Annotated in this window: 19 protein-coding genes; 11 read left to right on the forward strand and 8 right to left on the reverse strand. The window is 67.2% G+C overall.

The window, feature by feature from the left end; translation table 11 throughout:
* The first annotated feature begins 65 nt into the window (after window positions 1–65).
* Window positions 66–1,034: a hypothetical protein gene (locus HWX08_RS01060; RefSeq protein ID WP_244122665.1), complete on the forward strand. Its 969-nt coding sequence runs from the start codon at window positions 66–68 to the stop codon at window positions 1,032–1,034.
* A 31-nt stretch (window positions 1,035–1,065) separates the two neighbouring features.
* Complete coding sequence (locus HWX08_RS01065; RefSeq protein WP_174922333.1) at window positions 1,066–1,320, forward strand: PAAR domain-containing protein; 255 nt, start codon at window positions 1,066–1,068, stop codon at window positions 1,318–1,320.
* Between the two features lie 401 nt (window positions 1,321–1,721).
* Here the strand turns inward: HWX08_RS01065 and HWX08_RS01070 are convergent, their stop codons facing one another.
* Both HWX08_RS01070 and HWX08_RS01075 read right to left on the reverse strand, forming a co-directional pair.
* On the reverse strand, window positions 1,722–2,090 hold the full coding sequence (locus HWX08_RS01070; protein WP_174922334.1) for an antibiotic biosynthesis monooxygenase family protein: 369 nt from the start codon (window positions 2,088–2,090) through the stop codon (window positions 1,722–1,724).
* Window positions 2,091–2,128: 38 nt separating this feature from the next.
* On the reverse strand, window positions 2,129–2,575 hold the full coding sequence (locus tag HWX08_RS01075) for a MarR family winged helix-turn-helix transcriptional regulator (protein ID WP_174922335.1): 447 nt from the start codon (window positions 2,573–2,575) through the stop codon (window positions 2,129–2,131).
* Window positions 2,576–2,751: 176 nt separating this feature from the next.
* Here HWX08_RS01075 and HWX08_RS01080 point away from each other — a divergent pair, with 176 nt between their 5' ends.
* Window positions 2,752–3,258 (forward strand): hypothetical protein, encoded by a 507-nt coding sequence (locus tag HWX08_RS01080; protein WP_174922336.1) that lies wholly within the window; start codon window positions 2,752–2,754, stop codon window positions 3,256–3,258.
* 145 nt (window positions 3,259–3,403) lie between these two features.
* On the opposite strand, the gene HWX08_RS01085 is transcribed toward HWX08_RS01080, so the two are convergent.
* Together HWX08_RS01085 and HWX08_RS01090 are read right to left on the reverse strand one after the other, a co-directional pair.
* Window positions 3,404–4,780, reverse strand: coding sequence for an ATP-binding protein (locus tag HWX08_RS01085; RefSeq protein ID WP_174922337.1), 1,377 nt, complete (start codon window positions 4,778–4,780; stop codon window positions 3,404–3,406).
* Window positions 4,777–5,439: a response regulator gene (locus HWX08_RS01090; RefSeq protein WP_069260478.1), complete on the reverse strand. Its 663-nt coding sequence runs from the start codon at window positions 5,437–5,439 to the stop codon at window positions 4,777–4,779. Before HWX08_RS01090 ends, HWX08_RS01085 begins: the two co-directional genes overlap by 4 nt.
* A gap of 232 nt (window positions 5,440–5,671) precedes the next feature.
* On the opposite strand from HWX08_RS01090, the gene HWX08_RS01095 reads away from it, so the two are divergent.
* The 7 genes from HWX08_RS01095 (at window position 5,672) to HWX08_RS01125 (ending at window position 12,228) form a co-directional block, all read left to right on the forward strand.
* Complete coding sequence (locus tag HWX08_RS01095) at window positions 5,672–6,025, forward strand: NirD/YgiW/YdeI family stress tolerance protein (RefSeq protein ID WP_069260477.1); 354 nt, start codon at window positions 5,672–5,674, stop codon at window positions 6,023–6,025.
* 55 nt (window positions 6,026–6,080) lie between these two features.
* Window positions 6,081–6,941: a MurR/RpiR family transcriptional regulator gene (locus HWX08_RS01100; protein WP_069260476.1), complete on the forward strand. Its 861-nt coding sequence runs from the start codon at window positions 6,081–6,083 to the stop codon at window positions 6,939–6,941.
* 61 nt (window positions 6,942–7,002) lie between these two features.
* A complete protein-coding gene (locus HWX08_RS01105; protein WP_174922338.1) occupies window positions 7,003–7,428 on the forward strand; it encodes a GNAT family N-acetyltransferase in 426 nt (141 codons plus the stop codon).
* Between the two features lie 169 nt (window positions 7,429–7,597).
* Window positions 7,598–9,265 carry an ankyrin repeat domain-containing protein gene (locus HWX08_RS01110; RefSeq protein WP_174922339.1) on the forward strand — a complete coding sequence of 556 codons (1,668 nt, stop codon included), beginning with the start codon at window positions 7,598–7,600 and terminating at the stop codon, window positions 9,263–9,265.
* A gap of 218 nt (window positions 9,266–9,483) precedes the next feature.
* On the forward strand, window positions 9,484–10,344 hold the full coding sequence (locus HWX08_RS01115) for an isocitrate lyase/PEP mutase family protein (protein ID WP_069260473.1): 861 nt from the start codon (window positions 9,484–9,486) through the stop codon (window positions 10,342–10,344).
* Between the two features lie 337 nt (window positions 10,345–10,681).
* The gene (locus HWX08_RS01120) at window positions 10,682–10,948 is read left to right on the forward strand and encodes a YodC family protein (RefSeq protein ID WP_069260472.1); all 267 of its coding nucleotides are present in this window, start codon (window positions 10,682–10,684) and stop codon (window positions 10,946–10,948) included.
* A gap of 101 nt (window positions 10,949–11,049) precedes the next feature.
* Window positions 11,050–12,228, forward strand: coding sequence for a cytochrome P450 (locus tag HWX08_RS01125; protein ID WP_174922340.1), 1,179 nt, complete (start codon window positions 11,050–11,052; stop codon window positions 12,226–12,228).
* A gap of 15 nt (window positions 12,229–12,243) precedes the next feature.
* On the opposite strand, the gene HWX08_RS01130 is transcribed toward HWX08_RS01125, so the two are convergent.
* Together HWX08_RS01130 and HWX08_RS01135 are read right to left on the reverse strand one after the other, a co-directional pair.
* Window positions 12,244–12,570, reverse strand: coding sequence for a superinfection immunity protein (locus HWX08_RS01130; protein WP_011354384.1), 327 nt, complete (start codon window positions 12,568–12,570; stop codon window positions 12,244–12,246).
* A gap of 101 nt (window positions 12,571–12,671) precedes the next feature.
* Window positions 12,672–13,091 carry a rhodanese-like domain-containing protein gene (locus HWX08_RS01135; RefSeq protein ID WP_069260471.1) on the reverse strand — a complete coding sequence of 140 codons (420 nt, stop codon included), beginning with the start codon at window positions 13,089–13,091 and terminating at the stop codon, window positions 12,672–12,674.
* A 110-nt stretch (window positions 13,092–13,201) separates the two neighbouring features.
* On the opposite strand from HWX08_RS01135, the gene ftrA reads away from it, so the two are divergent.
* Window positions 13,202–14,164: a transcriptional regulator FtrA gene (gene ftrA / locus HWX08_RS01140; RefSeq protein WP_069260470.1), complete on the forward strand. Its 963-nt coding sequence runs from the start codon at window positions 13,202–13,204 to the stop codon at window positions 14,162–14,164.
* A gap of 115 nt (window positions 14,165–14,279) precedes the next feature.
* Here the strand turns inward: ftrA and HWX08_RS01145 are convergent, their stop codons facing one another.
* Window positions 14,280–16,619: an Orn/Lys/Arg family decarboxylase gene (locus tag HWX08_RS01145; protein ID WP_174922341.1), complete on the reverse strand. Its 2,340-nt coding sequence runs from the start codon at window positions 16,617–16,619 to the stop codon at window positions 14,280–14,282.
* Between the two features lie 3 nt (window positions 16,620–16,622).
* Window positions 16,623–18,155 carry an arginine/agmatine antiporter gene (gene adiC, locus HWX08_RS01150; RefSeq protein ID WP_107312794.1) on the reverse strand — a complete coding sequence of 511 codons (1,533 nt, stop codon included), beginning with the start codon at window positions 18,153–18,155 and terminating at the stop codon, window positions 16,623–16,625.
* Window positions 18,156–18,801 lie beyond the last annotated feature (646 nt).

The raw sequence follows: 18,801 nt of genomic DNA on the forward strand, positions 1-18,801 counted from the left end.
AGTTCACGCCCAACAGGGCGTTAGCTAATGCCGAAAGTATTGCATTTTTATCGAGAGCGCGAAGGATGAAGCCTGACCGTCTGACAATGAACGGCGTTCGCGCCATTATTTCGATTGGAGGGATGTTGGCGCTGCTCGGCTGCTCGTCCCTTGCGGAACAGCAAGCGGCGCCGCCTTCGAACCAATCTATGAAAAGTTCTATGACCGACAAGCAAAGTGGAAACCAGACGGGCGTCGTGCCGAATGAGCGGGTAACCTGGGTCAAGAACCCGCTGATCACACAGATCAGGTTCCATGACGCAATCGTGCGTAATAACAGTGTAAAAATACGGTACTACACCACATACATAAATCCGAGCGATGGGGACGTTAAGACAACAGGCAAGCCTACGCCGGATGGCCCTGCAATGCGGCTGTATTCGGGGGGCAAGGAGACTAAGCCTGCCCCGCCTAAGTACAGTGGCATTGAGCCTTATGTCGCCGCTCCCCGGGACGAAGACATAAAGCGATCTACCTATGTGATGAAGGCAAAGGAGAAATGGGTAGGCGAGGTTGCAGACGAATTTGTGATCTTGAATACCCAGTTCCTCACCGGCATACACGTCTACGAGATGGTCTACTGGCATACGCAACTCGACTGGATCGACGTGCGCGAGGTTCTGGACCGTACCGATACGGGCAAAGGCAGGATGATGTATCCGATCACGGATAACGCACCGTCGAACCGCCTCTATTTCAAGGTCTATAAGCCGACCGATGAAGAAGCGCGTGAGGGGCGGCACGTTGAATTCCTCGGCGAAGTGGATGCCCGTACGCAGGTCCCCGCGCTGCCGTACGCCCGCCCAGGCGACTACGCACCAAAGACCGGCTATTGGGCCGCGACGGGCAAGAGCATCGAAAGGCTCGGCGGCTATCACGAAGTGTTCGTCAAGGAAGGTGATTCACTGCCGAACCTGCCGGGGGACCGGGGCGTGGACCCCTTCAGCTTCCAGTGGAAGTACGTGGGCGAACAGAGTGCCGCCGTCGGAAAGTAACGGCTGATCAATATCACCATCGGAGATTTTCATGCGACCCGTTGTGCTTGTCGGCCATCGCCATGTCTGTCCATTGCACGGACCTGGGACTGTTATCAGCGGCACGGACGGCGTGACAGTCGGGGGGAGAAAAGCGGCCTGTGTCGGTGACTCTACGAGTTGCGGTGCTGTCATCGTCACCGGGGGCGTAACCACGTTTGGTGGCCGGGCGGTTGCCTGCGAGGGTGACACCACCAGCCACGGCGGCACGCTGGTCGAGGGCGATAACGGCTGGTTGCTTGATTGAGCGGAACAGGGAAAGCACGCCATGATTCAACTTCCAGGCAGACATGCACCGGGCGACGCACCGGCGTCCGCCGAGTCACCGCAGCTTGTCGCTATTCGCATGCCTCTCAATAGTAGACAGGGCGGGGGGCTACCGTTTGTGCGGCGGCAGGCTAAGTTCTTCACGCTTTCGCGTCTTACTTTGACGCGATGATCAGAGCAACGCGCTTGGCTACGCCGAACAGCCGCATCGGTGTTTGGGGATAGGGCATTTGCCGCCGGGGACGATCCAGCCATCCAACCGGGATGGGTACAACGTGCTTCTGCAAACGGGTCGGGCCGCCCGCCAGGGACGATTGATTACTCGACCGGACAACCAGCCGCCAGGACGTTTTCTTAAGCTTCGCCGGGCAGGTCATGCCCTCACGCCGTGCAGATACCGGCCACGCCGACTTTCTGGAACAGGTGCGGGCTTGCGACGGCGGACGACGGATAGGCCGACAGCTTGGCGACGAACTCCGGATGTGTGAAGGCCGCGCGAAACGCTTCGGTCGATTCCCAGATCGCGTAGTTCAGATAAGTCGGACTGTCGCCGAGCGCGCGATGCAACTGGGTCGAGATGAATCCCGGCTGCCGCTTCATGAATTCGGCGTCGTCCTTCCACACGGCAAGAAAGTCCGCTTCGTCGTCGGCGGCCAACGTGAACACGTTGACGAGGACAACCGGCTCCGCGTCGATGGCGATCTGTTGCTGGATCGGAAACGCCGGATCCAGCGGCTTGAAATGAGGCATGGGAACTCCTGCGGGTGAGGGTGAGGGGGGCTGAGCGCTCACGTCGGTGCATCGGCACCATGTGCGCGGGACATCGCCGACAGCACGCGGATCGCCGCATCCAGGTCAGCCGAACTGAAGTCGCCGGCGATGTCGCGGACATGCTGTTGCCACTGCCCGACCACGGCCTGGTAGGCCGCCTCGCCGCGAGGCGTCAGCGCATACAAGGGCGAGCGCTTGTGCGCCGGGTTGGGCAGCGACTGAACCAGCCCTTCGTCGGTCAGCACGTTGATCTGTTTCAGCACCGCCTGCCGCGTGATGCCCATCGCGTCGGCGATCTGCGGGATGTTCGGGGCTACCGGCACCAGCGAGATGGCGCCTAGCACTTGCCAGCGCGCGCTGGTCAGGCCGTGCGGCCCGGCAAAGGTGTTGCCCCATTCGATCAGCAGGCCGTTCAGGCGGAATACGGACAGCGCGACGGCGGTCAACTTCGCGGATTTCGTCATGTTCGATACGTGGGATGAATTGACAACTACTTTACGTATTGGACAACTGGTTGTCAATTTGGCGAATGCATCTTCCTGAACGAGAGCGGTTCGGTAAACTGGCGACGCGATCCGGCACCGGTAACATTTGCCGCGCCGGATGGCGGGCCGACAATAAAGAACCTTGAGAGAAATCAGTGAGAACGATCCGGAAAGCGATCGCCGTACCGTTGGTGGCGCTGGCATGCGGCACGAGTGCGCATGCCTGCCAGCCGCCGTACCATCACACCGAGTATTTCGGCGGTAACACCTACCTGAGCGACGAACTTCGCGACAAGGTGCTCGACGACATTCGTGCCAATCGCTACACCGTCATCGAACCGCAAATCGGCTTGCTGTTCTATGCGATCGTCAGGAAGGACGACGGGATCTACCTGGGGGCTGACCGGATTGCGACGGGAAGGGATTCGTTCTGGTACCTCGGGAATGGTTATTACCAGCTGAACGGCCAGATCTATTTCATGGGTGAACACGTCGGTGCGTATCCACTCAACGGTACCGTGGTCGTTCACACCGAGGATCGGACCCGGCAAAGGCCGGATGACTATCCCAAGGGCCGGCTGTTTTGCGTCGTGACGCGTCACGCCAGCATCCTCGAAACCTCGACCGGCCTGCGGATCGAGCGAATCGTCGACGACAACTGAGCGGGATGCGTGGTTGCCCCGGGCTGGCGCATTTGCCGCGCACGCCTGGCAAATCCTTTCCGATCAAAGGCTTGGTGTCGTTAACGGACGGTTGTCCACAAGCTTGCCAACACAATCTGTGGACAAGCCGCGCGATGCGCGCGGGTCAGGCCGGCTGCGGAAAGCGCACGGTGACGGTCAGCCCGCGCCCGCCGCGCGTGGTGCCGAGCGCGACCGTCGCGCGATGCTGTTCGGCGATCCGCTTGACGATCGACAGCCCGAGCCCGCTGCCCGAGGACGTGACGGCCTGCGCGCCCTTGCCGCGATAGAAGCGCTCCCACACGTCGGTGCGTTCGGCTTCCGGGATGCCGGGGCCGTCGTCGGCGACTTCGAGCACGGGCGTCGTGCCGTCGAGCCGCGCGGACACGTCGACGCGCGCGCCGTCGCCCGCATAGCGGATCGCGTTGTCGACGAGGTTGTTCAGCAGCACGCGCAGCGTGTCCGCGTTGCCCGAGGTCATCACGGGCGTCGACACGATCGCGCCGAGGTCGATCCGGTGCGCATCGGCGACACGCGTGCGATCCGATACCACCGAGCGGCACAGTGCGGCGAGATCGACGGGCGCCGACGTGCAGGCGGCCGCCTGCGCATCGGGTTCGAGGCGCGCAAGCGTCAGCAACTGCTCGGCGAGGTGGCCGAGGCGCGTCGTGCCCGCCTGGATCTGCGCGAGGATGCGCTCGCGTTCCTCCGCGCTCGACGCGCGCCGCAGCAACTGCGACTGGATCGACAGCCCCATGATCGGCGTGCGCAACTCGTGCGCGGCATCGGCGATGAAGTGGCGCTGCAGCGTGAACGAGCGGTCGAGGCGCGCGAGCAGGTCGTTGATCGCCTCGGCGAGCGGACGGACTTCGTTCGGCATCGAACCGACGTCGACCGGTTCCAGATTGTTCGCATTCCTGCGTTTGAGGCCGGATGCGATCGAGCGTAGCGGCCGCAGCCCCGCGCCGATGCCGAACCACAGGCCGATCGCGAGCAGCGGCAGCATCGAGAACACCGGCCACAGCAGGTGCACGGCGATGCCTGCGATCGCTTCCCAGCGGGCATGGCGAGCCTGGGCGAGCCGGATCGTCGTACCGCCGCGCTCGGTCACATAGGTGCGCCACGGCTGGCCGCCGACGTCGACGGTCGCGATGCCTTTCTGCGCGGGCGGCGGGAGGGCCGAATCGCGGTCGGTCGAATACACGAGCGTGCCGTTGCGCCAGACCTGCAACAGCACTGCGTCGGGGTCGCCCGCCTCGAAGCCGTGCTTGCCGTTGGCGTGGTTGCTGAACGACAGCTCGCCGTTCGGGCCGACGACGATCTGCTTCGACATGCTGCGCATCTGGTCGTCGAGCAGGTCGTCGAGCTCGCGCAGCGCGCCCCAGTAGGTGCCCGCGCTCGCGACGAGGCCGATCACGCACGCGGCCGGCAGCAGCCACGTCAGCAGGCGCCGCCGCAGCGACGCATTGCGCCAGCGCGCGAGCGCGCGTTGCATGCGCGTCATGCGCCGTCACCGATCCGGTAGCCGACGCCGCGCACCGTGCGGATCATGTCGTGGCCGAGCTTCTTGCGCAGGTTGTGGATGTGCACCTGCACCGCGTTGCTCTCGATTTCCTCGCCCCAGCTGTACAGCCGCTCCTCGAACTGCTCGCGCGAAATCACCGCGCCCGGGTCGCGCATCAGCTCGTGCAGCAGCACGAATTCCTTCGGCGACAGCGGCACTTCGTCGTCGTCGAGCCACACCAGATGCTTGACGGGGTCGAGCCGCAGCGGGCCGATCGCGAGCGTCGTCTGCGCGCGGCCCGCATGGCGGCGGTTGACCGCGCGGATGCGCGCGAGCAGCTCGTCGAGTTCGAACGGCTTGACGAGATAGTCGTCGGCGCCGCTGTCGAGGCCCGCGATGCGGTCGGGCACGCCGTCGCGCGCGGTGATGATGATCGCGGGGAGGGTTTCGTCGCGGCGGCGCAGCGCGGCGAGCACCGACAGGCCGTCGCGGTTCGGCAGCCCGAGATCGAGCAGCAGCAGGCCGTAGCCGGTCGCGCGCAACGCGAGCGAGGCGGCGTCGCCGTCCTTCACCCAGTCGACCGCGAAGCCTTCCTGTTTGAGCCCCTGTTCGAGCCCGCTGCCGATCAGCGGATCGTCCTCGACGAGCAATACGCGCATGGATTCGTGCCTTTTCAACAGGGCGCCGCGGCGCCCGGGGTTCCCATGATAAGCGCCGCCGTATTAGGCGAAGCTTAAATACGGACCGTGCGAAGGCCGCCTTCGTACACGTCTTATGCGACACCGTGTCGCCTCGGTACGACCTTCAGGTTTGCTTAATCTTACGGTCCGTAATCTTGGGCCGTCGCGTTCAACGGGGCGCGGCGTCACATCGAAGAAGAGGACCGACATCATGAAACACCTGGCCAGAATCCTGGCGGTCGCGCTCGCCACGCTGCCGGCCGCCGTCTACGCGCAATACACGGGGCCGACCGCGCTGACCACGACCACCGTGAAGTCACTGCTCGCGAACGGCAAGGACGACCAGCATGTGCAGTTGCAGGGCCGCATCGTCAAGCATATCGGCGGCGAGGATTACGAGTTCGCCGATGCGACCGGTACGATTCGCGTCGAGATCGACGACAAGCTGTGGCTGGCCGGCCAGCCCGTCAGCGACAAGAACGAGGTGAGGGTGACCGGCGAATTCGAGCGCAAATGGTCGGGCAGCGCGAAGGTCGACGCCGATCACGTCGAAGTGCTGCGCTGACCGGTGCGCGCGGGGCCGGTGATACCATGGACGACCGGTTCCCGTTCTCACCAAGATGGCCGCCAATTTCGACGAACTCGCGTCCCGGATCCGGGCGCAATTTTCCGAGCTGAGCCCGCAATTCCAGGCGGGCGCCGCCTTCCTGCTCGATCATCCCGACGAAGTCGCCACGTCGTCGATGCGCAAGGTCGCCCAGCGCGCGCAGGTACAGCCCGCGTCGCTCGTGCGGCTCGCGCAGCAATTCGGCTTCCCCGGCTGGAACGAGCTGCGCGACCTGTGCGTCGCGCGCGTGCGCACGCGCCCCGAGCCGCTCACGCAGCGCGCGCGCTCGCTCGTACGGCCCGACGCGAAGGCGTCGCTCGCGCACGACCTGCTCGCCGCGCAACAGCACAATCTGTCGGCCACCGCCGCGCAGAACGAGCACGCGCTCGCCGATGCCGCGAAACTGATCCGCAAGGCGTCGCACGTACATGTCGCGGGGTTTCGCTCGTGCTATCCGGTCGCATTCGGTTTCGTGTACGGCTACCGGCTGTTTCGTCCGAGCGTGTCGCTGCTCAACGGCGTCGCCGGTTCGCTCGAAATGGAGCTGCGCACGATCGCGAAGCAGAGCGTGACCGTCGTCGTCAGCTTCGCGCCGTATTCGGCGGAAGCGACGCGCGTCGCGCAGGCCGCGAAGGCGCAGGGCAGCCGGATCGTCGCGATCACCGACAGCGCGGTGTCGCCGATCGCGCTGCACGCGGATGCGCAACTGATCTTCACGCACGACAGCCCGTCGTTCTTCCCGTCGCTGGTGGCCGCGCACGCGATGGCCGAAGCGCTGGTCGCGCAGTTGCTGGCGCTCGAAGGCAGCGATGCGATCGCCGCGCTCGAACGCACCGAAGCGGAACTGCACGCGAAGGGCGCCTACGTCGTTTGACGCGGGACGTGCGGCTGCCACGCCGCTCCATTTACGCTTTCCCATTCACAAGACTCGACCGATGACGTTCACATACGAGGTGACCGATGCGGGCGACGCGAACGTGCGCAAGCAGATCGTCGCGCCGCTCGTCCGGTTCAACGAAAGCCGGGCCGGCCCGAACGACGCGCGTGCGCTGGCTGTGATCGTGACCGACGAAGAAGGTGCGGTGGTCGGTGGCCTGTGGGGCAGCACCGCGTACGGCTGGCTGCATGTCGACCTGCTCGTGGTGCCCGAGGCCGCGCGCGGCCAGGGCGCGGGCACGCGCATCATGGATCTGGCCGAAGCGGAAGCCGTCGCACGCGGATGCCACAGCGCGTGGCTCGACACGTTCGACTTCCAGGCGCGGCCGTTCTACGAGAAGCGCGGCTATGTCCGCTTTGGCGAACTGCCGGATTATCCGGTCGGCCACACGCGCATTTTCCTGACGAAGAAGCTCGCGGGCTGAGCGGTTGACGCGGGCGGCGGCCGTCGCCTAGGATACCGGTCAGCGATGCAGGGCGCTTCCGGGTCCGCGGAAAGGGTTGAACCCACCTGTTGCAGCAAATTCAGCTTTCCCCCTGTCCTTTGTGCTGGCGGTATTGCGGACCTTCGGCCATGACTGCACGAGGATTCGCATGAAAAAACTGCCTCCCGGGGCCCATCCCGATCATCTGAAAAAGCAGGCCAAGACATTGTTGCGCCTGTACCGTCAGGGCGACGCCGATGCCGTCGCGCGCTTCATCCGGTTTCTCCCCGCCGCCGCGAACCGCACGCACGACGAAACGCTCGCGCTCGGGCTTCGGCTGCACGACGCGCAATCCTGCATTGCGCGCGAGTACGGTTTCGCGTCGTGGGCCGATCTCGGCGCATTCGTCGACATGCATGCGCTCGGCGGGCAACCGCGCGCGCAACTGATCCGCCGCTGGCTCGACCTCGCGTACGGCGGCGACGTGACCGGCGGCGTCGCCACGGCCCGGCCGCGCGTCGCCGCGCAACTGCTGCTCGACCATCCCGATCTCGTCGCGCACGATTCGACCGTCGCTTGCGCGGCCGGCGACCTCGACGCCGTGAAGGCGGCGCTGGCCGCCGATCCCGGCTGGATCGCGCGCGCCGGCGGCGCGTTGAAGCTGCCGCCGCTGGTCGCCGTCACGCATTCGCAGCTCGGACAGATTCCCGAGTTCGCGGTCAGGCTGCGCGCTTGCGCGCGCCATCTGCTCGATGCCGGGGCCGATCCGAACCAGCGGATCGGCAACCGCTTTCCTCCCGCATCGCTCGACGCGCCCGACGAAGCCGGGCCGCTGTCGGCGCTGTACGGCGCGGCGGGCGTCAATCGAGATCCGGTTCTCACCGCGATGCTGCTGAACGCCGGCGCCGACCCGAACGACGGCGAATCGCTGTATCACTCGGTGGAAAATCCGGCCTGTACGCGGCTGCTGCTCGAACACGGCGCGCGGGTGAGCGGCACCAATGCGCTGCGTCGCGCATTCGACATGCGCGATGCGGATGCGCTCGAACTGCTGCTCGCGCACGGCGGCGACCCGAACGAGCCGCCCGGCGAGGGGCTGGCGCAGACCTGGGGCGCACCGCTGCTGCGGGCGATCGGCGTGCGCTGCTCGGCGCGCCACGTCGCCGCGCTGCTGGCCGCCGGCGCCGATCCCCATGCGCGGACCCCGACCGGCGTCAGTGCGTACCGGCTCGCGATGCAGACCGGATTGTCGGACGTCGCGGCGCTGTTGCGCGCGGCCGGCGCGGAAGAGCCGCTCGACGCGGCGGACGCGTTCGTGGCGGCGTGCGCGCGCGCCGACGCCGACGACGCACGGCGCATCCAGGCGCGGCATCCCGAACTGCCCGGTGCGCTGCCCGACGAGCGGCTGCGGCTGCTGCCGGACGCCGCCGCATGGGGGGCGGCCGACGCGGTGAAGGTCATGGTCGAACTGGGTTGGCCGATCGCGGCGCGCGGCGGCGACTGGGACGCGAGCGCACTGAATCACGCGGTGTTCCGCGGCGATGCGGATTTGCTGACGTTCCTGCTCGCGCACGGCGCGAGCTGGCGCGAAACGCACGGGTTCGGGAGCGATGCGCTCGGCACGCTGGCGTGGGCGTCCGTCAACGAGCCGGAGCATGTCGGCCCGGCCGACTGGGAGGCGTGCGCGCGGGTGCTGCTCGCGCATGGTGTGCCGCTCGCCGCACGGCACCCGTCGAATCCGGACGGCGTGCTGATCGACGGGCGCGCGCTGTATTTCTCCGAAGCCGTGACCGATATATTGCTCGGGATCGACGGCGGGGGGCCGGCGTCGAACTGAACGACCGTGGGCCGGCAACGGCTGCAAGGGCGCGAGGGCGGCGGCGTGTTGCGTGCCGCCCCGCTCGCGGCCGGGTTGCAGGGTACCCGGCACTGGCCGCAAGCGAGCACCCGGCGCACCGGTTTTTTCCTGTCGCGCGACGACATTTCGATGCATGCTGAAACGTCGGATGCAGGACAGGCGTACGCTCGGTCATCCCCTTCCTTCCGGAGTCCGCGATGCCCCGTTCCGATCTGCAAGCCCGCCAGGCCGAAGCCTTCCGCGCACTGCATGCGCGCCCCGGCGCGTTCATCATCCCGAACCCGTGGGACGCCGGCACCGCGCGCCTGCTCGCGATGGCCGGCTTCGAGGCGCTCGCGACCACGAGCGCCGGCTACGCGTTTTCGAAAGGCCGGCCCGACAATGCGATCGACCGCGACGCGATGCTCGATCACATCGCCGAGATCGTCGCCGCGGGCGGCCTGCCTGTCAGCGCCGATCTCGAGAACGGCTTCGGCGACGCACCCGACACGGTGGCCGAAACGATCCGGCTCGCGGCCGAGGCCGGCGCAGTCGGCGGCTCGATCGAGGATGCGACGGGGCGTGTCGACACGCCGATCTACGCGCGCGACGCGGCGATCGAGCGCATCGCGGCGGCCGTCGACGCGGCGCGCGCGCTGCCGTTTCCGTTCACGCTGACCGCGCGCTGCGAAAACTACCTGCACGGCCGCCCCGACCTCGCCGACACGATCGCGCGGCTCGTCGCCTATCGCGACGCGGGTGCCGACGTGCTGTACGCGCCCGGTATCACCGATGCGGACGACATCGCGGCGGTGACGCAGGCGGTCGGGGCGCCCGTGAACGTCGTAATGGGGCTGCAGGGCGGGTTGCTGAGCCTCGACGCGCTGGCGGCGCTCGGCGTGAAGCGCGTGAGCGTCGGCGGTGCGCTGGCGCGGGCCGCGCTCGGCGCGTTCCTGCGCGCCGCGAAGGAGATGGTGCAGGACGGCACGTTTACGTTCGCGCAAGCGGGCGTGCCGGGGCGCGACATCAATCGCTGGTTTGCGTCGCCCGATAATTCGCCGGTTTTGTTCGGCGAATGAGCGTCGATAAATCGTGGGATCGTTTCCAGTCGAAACGTGGATTGACGATAATCAACCGATTTCACGTCAGGATTAAACGCCGGTGACGGCGCAAAATCCATCGTCTATTCTCCGCATTCGGCCCGCACGACCCGGTCCGGCGCGCAAGCCAAGCCGGACCGGGCGATCGGGCATTCGCCGTGCGTGTCGATGGCGCGCATTGTTGCATTTTCCCGGCAGGTATGTTTTTGAACACGGGAGTTGCACGGCGATTTTTTGATTGATAATCTGCGGCACGTTCGAATGAACGGTTGGTGAGCCGCCGGTTATATCGATATATAAAAATGCTGAGAGAGCGATGACGATCCGAGAAAATCAACGCGTCAGGTTTGGCGTCGGCGATGTCGTGACGCTGAAGACGGGCGGCCCGCGCATGACCGTCACCTATGCCGGGCCGGTCGTATTCGACGACGGCGACTGGCTGATCTGCCAGTGGTTCGACGAGAGCGGCGAATTCCGGCAGGAAATGTTTCCTCACGACACGGTAGTGCCCGAGCCGCGTGCGATTTCCGCCGGGCGCGTCCGCATGCGGATGCAGTCGCATCGCTACCGGTCGGCCGCCTGACGACACCTTGCCGCCGCGATGCGGCCGCACGCGGCGCCTGCGCCGCGACATTTCACGTCAGCCCGAAACATGCGGCGGCGCGCCGCGCCGATACTGTCTGCATGAACCCGACCGATCCCATCGCAGCGGTCACGCACCGCGATCCCTATCCCTACTATGCGGCGCTCGTCGACGGGCCGCCGCTCGCGTTCGACGCCACGCTCGGCCTGTGGGTCGCGAGCCGCGCGGCTGCCGTGACGGCCGTGCTCGGCCATCCGGCCTGCCGCGTGCGCCCGCTGGACGCGCCCGTGCCGCCCGCGTTGCGCGGCACGACGGCCGGCGCGCTGTTCGGCGAACTCGTGCGCATGAACGACGGCGCGATGCGGCACGACGTGCCGAAGCAGGCGCTGCGCGCGGCGTTCGCGCCGATCGATGCCACCGCGTTGCGCGATCGCGCGGCGCAGCTTGCCGCGCGGTGCTTGCCGGCGCCGGGCGACGCCGACGCGCTGAACGCGTGGTGCATGACGATGCCCGTCTGCGCGGTGGCCGATCTGCTCGGCTTCGACGACACGCAGCTCGACGATATCGCGCTGCTGGTCGTCGATTTCGTCGCCGCGCTGTCGCCGTTGTCGGATGCGGCGGCGCTGGCCCGCGCGAGCGACGCCGCGCGGCAGTTGCTCGACCGCATGACGGCGCGCGTCGCGCAGACGCATGCGCACGACGGCACGCTCGTCGCCGCGATACAGCAGGCGGCCCGCGCGTCGGGCTGGCAGGCGGGCGAAGCGCGGGTCGCGAATCTCGTCGGGCTGCTGTCGCAGACTTGCGAGGCGACCGCCGCATGGCTCGGCAATGCGCTGGTGGCGTGGAACGGGGAGGCGGGCGGGGAGGCGGCAACGCGCACCGTGCGCGACGATGCCGCGCTCGACGCATTCGTTGCCGAAATCGGGCGCCTCGATTCACCGGTACAGAACACGCGCCGCTTCGTCGCGTCGCGCACGACGATCGAAGGCGTGACCGTCGAAGCCGGCGACGCGATCCTCGTCGTGCTCGCCGCGGCGAACCGCGACCCTGCCGTGCATCGCGACCCGCACCGGCTGATGCCCGGCCGTGCGGCCGGCCCGAATTTCGGCTTCGGCACGGGGCCGCATGCGTGCCCGGGCGAGCGGATCGCGCGGGCGGTGACGGCGGGGGCGTTCGGGGCGTGGCTGCGTGCGGGCGGCGAGACGCCGCGCGACGGGCTGGTGTGGCATTACCGTGCGTCGACCAACGTCAGGATGCCGAAGTTCGACGCAGCAGGGTGAGCGGGAAGGAGGGACTTATCGGCAGCCTTGCTTCTCCGCCCATTGCTCCTGGGCGGCTACGCGGCGCTGCACGCGTTCGACGAGACCGGTGGAAAAGGTCCGCATGCTGATGCCGCGGCGCTTGGCGAGGATCGTCTGCGCGACGTCGGTGCGCGGATTCGGCTGGCAGGCCCAGTACAGGGTCATCAGCCAGCCGATGCCGGTCCACCCGAACAGCGCGTTGAACATCGCGACCGTCAGCTTGTCGTGCCGGCCGCGCCGGTCGGCAATGACTGCCGGCAGAAAATAGATCGCGATCGCGGCTACCGAACCGGCTACTTGAATCAGGACTGCGTTCTGCATGTTGCTGCTCCATCCGAACTGCAATGGGACTGATTGTCGCGCTTTTTTCGGTAGCGTGCAGGCCGCGCGTCGGCAATTGATTGTTGCGCTTTTAATGATGATCAGCCGGCTTCGGCCGCCGCGGGCTGAACTTCGTTGCTCAGCGCGAAACCTTCGTCGAGCCAGCCCGTCACGCCGCCGATCATCAGCTTGACCGGCCGGCCGAGGCGCGCGAGCTGGATCGCCGCGCGCGCGGCGCCGTTGCAGTGCGGGCCCGCGCAGTAGACGACGAACAGCGTGCCGGCCGGATAGCCGGCGAGCTTGCTCTCGATGATCTTGCGGCGCGGCAGGTTGCGCGCGCCTGGCACGTGGCCGGCCGCGAACTGGTCGGGGCCGCGCACGTCGAGCAGCACGAAATCGGGCGCACCCGACGCGAGCGCGTCGTGCACGTCCCAGCAATCGGTCTCGTAGCGCAGCGACGCCTCGAAGTGGGCGAGGGCGGCGGGGCTGTCGGCGGCGGGTACGTCGGTGACGAAGGACATCGCAGGTTCTCCTGAAGATTGCGCGGATCGCGGTGGAATGAGGGGTAGTATCGCGGTTCCGCGCGTTTCGCGGCAGTGGCGCGATCGACAAGTTCCGGTAACATCGCGCCATGCACAATCATCTCGTCGTCGCGCTCGCCTACGATCGCCTCTGCACGTTCGAATTCGGCTGCGTGGTCGAACTGTTCGCGCTCGAACGCCCCGAACTCGGGGTCGACTGGTATCGCTTCGCGGTCTGCGCGAGCGAGCCGGGGCCCGTGCGCGCGGCGGGCGGCATCACGGTCGCGGCGCCTTACCGGCTCGCGACGCTCGATCGCGCCGATACCATCGTGATTCCCGGCTGGCGCGATCCGGACGAACTGCCGCCGGAACCGCTGCTGAAGAAGCTGCGGGCCGCGCATCGTCGCGGCGCGCGGCTCTGCTCGATCTGCTCGGGCGTGTTCGTGCTGGCGGCGGCAGGCGTGCTCGACGGCCTCACGGTGACGACCCACTGGCGCTATGCGGAGAAGCTGCAGGCGCGCTATCCGGCGCTGCGCGTGAATCCCGATGCGCTCTACGTCGACGAAGGGCAGATCGTCACGTCGGCGGGATCGGCGGCGGGGCTCGACATGCTGCTGCATCTCGTGCGCCGCGATCACGGCGGCGCGATCGCGAACCGGGTCGCGCAGCGCCTCGTGCTGCCGCCGCATCGCGACGGCGGCCAGGCGCAGTTCGTGCCGCGCCCGGTCGCGCCGGGCGGCACCGACCGGCTCGCGAAGCTGATCGACTGGATGCGCGCGCACGCGGCCGAGCCGCACACGCTCGCATCGCTCGCCGCGCAGGCCGCGATGAGCACGCGCACGCTGCAGCGTCAGTTCGCGGACGCGACGGGGATGTCGCCGCTCGCGTGGCTGATCCGCGAACGCGTGAACGTCGCGAAGGACATGCTCGAAGCGCATCCCGCGTTGCCGCTCGCGCAGGTCGCCGCGCGCGCGGGGTTCGGTTCCGAGGAATCGTTGCGCCGGCATTTCCGGCGCGTCGCGGCGACGAGCCCGGCCGCGTACCGGCGCGGGATGGATCGTGGCGCGCGATAGCGGGCGCCGCATCGGATCCCGTCGCGCGACGCTACGCGGATGCGGCGCGGCAAGCGAAACGCGGCCTGCCGCGTAGTCCGGCCGGCCGCCGCGGCGGCCGATCGACCGGGCAGGCTCAGCGCGTGCGGGTGTCGAGCGCCTTCTGCCTGATGCACGCGATCCGGTACACCCCGTCCTCGACTTCGACGCCATGCGTATCGTGCGTGAAGCCGGGGAAGCGCAGGTCGAATTGCTCGAGCGCCTTCAGGTAGCCGAGCAGCGGGCCGTCGGCCGGCCCCGCGTTCTCGCCCGGCATCAGCAGCGGAATGCCCGGCGGATAGGGCACGACGCCCGTCGCGACGGTGCGGCCCGCCATCTCCGACAGCTCCAGCATCTCGATGTCGTTGTGCACCAGGTGCTCGAACGCCTCGGCCGGGCTGTAGTCGGGCTTCGGCAGCGTCGAGAAGCCGCGCGACATCATCTCGGTCGTCTTCAGGTCGCTCATCGCGCTGAACATCAGGTCGCACAGGTCGCGCAGGCCGAGCTTGCCGTAGCGCGCCGGATAGCGCGCGACGAGTTCGGGCAGCGCCTGTTCGAGCGGCGCATTCGCGTCGTAGTCGCGCTTGAAGTCGAGCAGCGTGTTGACGAGCGTGCCCCACTTGCCCTTCGTCACGCCGAGCGAGAACAGGAACAGGATCGTGAAGTCGGTCGTCTTCTCGACGACGATTCCGTGCCGGTCGAGATACGCGGTGACGACCGACGCCGGAATGCCGACCGGCATCAGCCCGCCGTGCGGTGCGACGCCCGGCGTGACGATCGACACCTTGATCGGGTCGAGCATGCAGTAGTCGTCCTCGATGTCGCCGAAGCCGTGCCACGTGTCGCCCGGATGCAGCACCCAGCACGACGGGTCGGTGGCGAGCAGCGTTTCGTCCGCTTCGTGGAAGCGCACGCGGCGGCCGGTCTTGCGATCGACGACGCTGTCGGGCTGCCAGCCGTCGAAGAACCAGTCGTCGTTCTCCGCGCATTCCGTGTGCAGGCGCGCCAGCATCTGGCGGAACGCGACGGCCTCGCGGATCGCATCGGTCGTCAGCGCCTCGCCGCCGGGGCCGTCCATCATCGCGGCGCTCACGTCGTTCGACGCGATGATCGCGTAGTTCGGCGACGTCGACGCATGCATCATGTACGCCTCGTTGAAGCGCGCGTGCTCGATCGGGTTGCGGCCGTCGCGAACGTGGATGAACGATGCCTGCGACAGCGCGGCGAGCAGCTTGTGCGTCGACTGCGTCGCGAACACGGTCGGCTTGCTCGCGTCGTGTTGCGACGGATCGCCGTGCATTGCGTGACGGTCGCGGTAGATCGGATTGAAGCGCGCGTAGCCGTACCACGCCTCGTCGAAATGCAGGCGGTCGACGCTCTGGCCGAGCAGCGCCTCGACGCGCGCGACGTTGTAGCAGAGGCCGTCGTACGTCGAGTTCGTGATCAGCGCATGCACGGGCGTCGGGTCGATGCCGGCGCGACCGCGCACGAGCGGGTTCGCGTCGATCGCGAGGCGCACGGCGGCGGCCGTGAGCCGCTCCGGCATGATCGGCCCGATGATCCCGTAGTGGTTGCGCGACGGCACCAGGTAGGTCGGAATCGCGCCGGACATCGTCATCGCGTGCTCGGCCGACTTGTGGCAGTTTCGGTCGCACAGCGCGACCTGGTTGCGCGTGACGCTCGCCATCAGGATCACGCGGTTCGACATCGACGAGCCGTTCGTCACGTGATACGTGCGATGCGCGCCGAACACGCGCGCCGCGTAGCGTTCGCTTTCGCCGATCGGGCCCGAGTGGTCGAGCAGCGAGCCGAGCTCGCCGACCGAGATCGACAGGTCCGAGCGGAACAGCGCTTCGCCGAAGAATTCGAAGTACGCGCGGCCGACCGGCGATTTCAGGAACGCGGTGCCGCCCGTGTGGCCCGGCGTGTGCCACGAGTATTCGTACACACGCGAGAACTGCGCGAGCGCGCGGAACATCGGCGGCAGCACGGTTTCGCGGTAACGCTCGATCGCGGCGACGATTCGGCCGCCGATGAACGCGGTGGTGTCCTCCAGCAGCCAGATGAAGTCGTCGGCCTTGCGCATCGCGTCGACCGGAATCGCGGACGCGCTCGCGCGGCTCGCGAGCAGGAACACCGGCACGGTCGCGTTGCGCGCGCGCATCGCGTCGAGCACGGCCTGCGCGGGCGCATGGGCGACGTCGCCGCCGAGTTCCCAGTTGAGCAGCAGGCACTGGATCGCCGGATCGGCGGCGACCACGGCGCAGGCATCGTCGGCGGACGTCGCGATCACGACGTCGACGAGCCGCGCGCGCAGCTCTTCGGCCAGCGCCGTCGCGGCGCGCCCGGTGGCCGTGCGTTCGTCGATGTCGTGCTGCACCAGCAATGCCTTCATGCCGAGGCGGCGGAAGGCCGGTTGGGTCAAGGATGCGGTCATGTGTCATTCCCCCGTCGGTTGGGTTGCCTGGACGCTCGCGGCAACGGCCGGCGAGCGAGCATGAAGGACGTCGGCCCGGTGTCGGCCCACGGAGATCCAGAAGGTGGCGGCGAGCGCGGCGATGGTCACGCCGAGCGCGAGATAGCGCACCCAGCGCGGCGAACGGCCGCCCGGATGCACGTGGGTTTCCTCGATCTCGCGCTGGCGGTTGATCGACAGCTCGTAGAAGACGATCGTCGCGACGACGAAGATCAGCGACCAGCGCGTCTGCTGGCCGTCGGAGCCGACCATCGCCCACAGCGCGTAGACGGCGCCGATCAGGCCGACGATCGTGTAGAACGTGAACTGGTGCGACGGCATCTTGCCGTAGCCGAGCACCTTGATCGCGATGCACGAGTAGATGTACGGCAGCAACGTCATGATCACGGCGATCGACGCGATCTTGCCGAACTGCTCGCTCGCGCTCGGCGACATCGTCGCGAGCACCTGCACCGACATGATCAGCGCGACGATCGCGAGGCCGGCCGACGGCACGTTCTTCGAGTTCACGCGGGCGAACACGCCGGCGAACAGGCCGTCGTCGGCGGCCGCCTTCGCGGTCTGGCCGACCAGCAGCGTCCAGCCCGCGAGCGAGCCGAGGCAGCCGAGCGCCGCGCAGATCGCGACCGCGTTCGCGGCCGTATCGCCGAGTGCGAGGCGCGCGGCATCCGCGAACGGCGCGCTCGATGCGAGCAGCGCCTTGTTCGGGATCATCCCCATGATCACGGTCGAGCTGAGCACGTAGCAGACGGCCGCGAGCACGACGCCGCCGACGGTCGCGATCGGCACGTTGCGCGACGGATTCTCGACGACGCCGGCCGACACCGACGCGCTCTCGACGCCGATGAACGCCCACAGCGTGAAGTTCAGCGTCGCGCCGATCGCGTTGAAGCTGCTCGTGCCCGACACGTTCCAGCCGGCGAAGTACACGTCCTTGCTGAACCAGAACCAGCCGAACACGGCCATCCCGAGGATCGGCACGAGCGCGAAGATCGTCGTGACCGACTGCACGCGGCCCACGACGTTCGGCCCGAGGATGTTCGCGTACGTGAACAGCCAGATCACGAAGATCTGCGCGAGCGCGAACACGAGCGGGTCTTTCAGGACCGGGAAGAAGTGCACGAGATAGCCGAGGCCCGCGACCGCGAGGCCGACGTTGCCGAGCACGTTCGCGAGCCAGTAGATCAGGTTGGTCTGGTAGCCCATGTACGGGCCGAACGACTTGCGCGCGTATGCGTACGGGCCGCCGGCGGCCGGGTCGATCGCGGCGAGCTTCGCGAACACGAGCGCGAGCGACACGGCGCCGACGACGGTGATCAGCCAGCCGAAGATCGCGATGCCGCCGGTGGCGGCGAGGTTCGCGGGCAGCATGAAGACGCCGGAGCCCATCATGTTGCCCGCGACCATCAGCGTGGCGGGAACGACGCCGATTTTCGGCGCGGAAGCGGTGGCCGGCGTGGCGGCGGAACGGGAGGGGGACGAGCTGGCATCGGACATGCGAGGCTCCTTGAAAAGACGTGATGCGGTTGAGGTGGCGCGGCCCGGCGCCGGTCGACGATTCCGGTGCGGATCGCCGTTTTATTAAGCGGTGTCATGTTATCTCGGTAATCGGATTTTTAAATGAAAATGCAGAAGTTAAATCGTTTGAATATTGATGTGAATCATTGAGTTGAGAGAAACGATGTCTCGGTGCGACCTCGGTGGCGCGGCGCGGTTGGGCTTGTGGGGCCAGCGCTCCCGATGCCGGACGGTCGCAAAGGCCGGTCGAATGGCGCGTCGGTCGCTAATTGAGCGTTTTGTCGAATGGGTTAAATCGCGGCGTGACGTAAATAATCACTCGATCAGTGATCGATTTTGTTGATTATCGTCAACGGAATGAAAAACGTGTTGCTTGCGCAATATGCTTCGCGTTCACGTGATGGGTGCCGATTTCTGCTGACAGCAGGCCGACGCGGCCGAGCCGCTCGGCGCATTCACACGGGTTTTTCCTGACGGGCGCGAGGGCAGCCCGGGAACACGTCGGGAAAACGTCGGGAAAACGGGAAAAGGACCTGAAGGGGCCCCGAAAGCGGCCACGGAAAGCGCCCCCGGGGCCCGGCCCATCGGCGTATCATCCGGATTTTCGTCAGCCCGATCCAGGCAC

It is taken from the genome of Burkholderia metallica (assembly GCF_902832845.1).
Taxonomy (GTDB): Bacteria; Pseudomonadota; Gammaproteobacteria; order Burkholderiales; family Burkholderiaceae; genus Burkholderia; species Burkholderia metallica.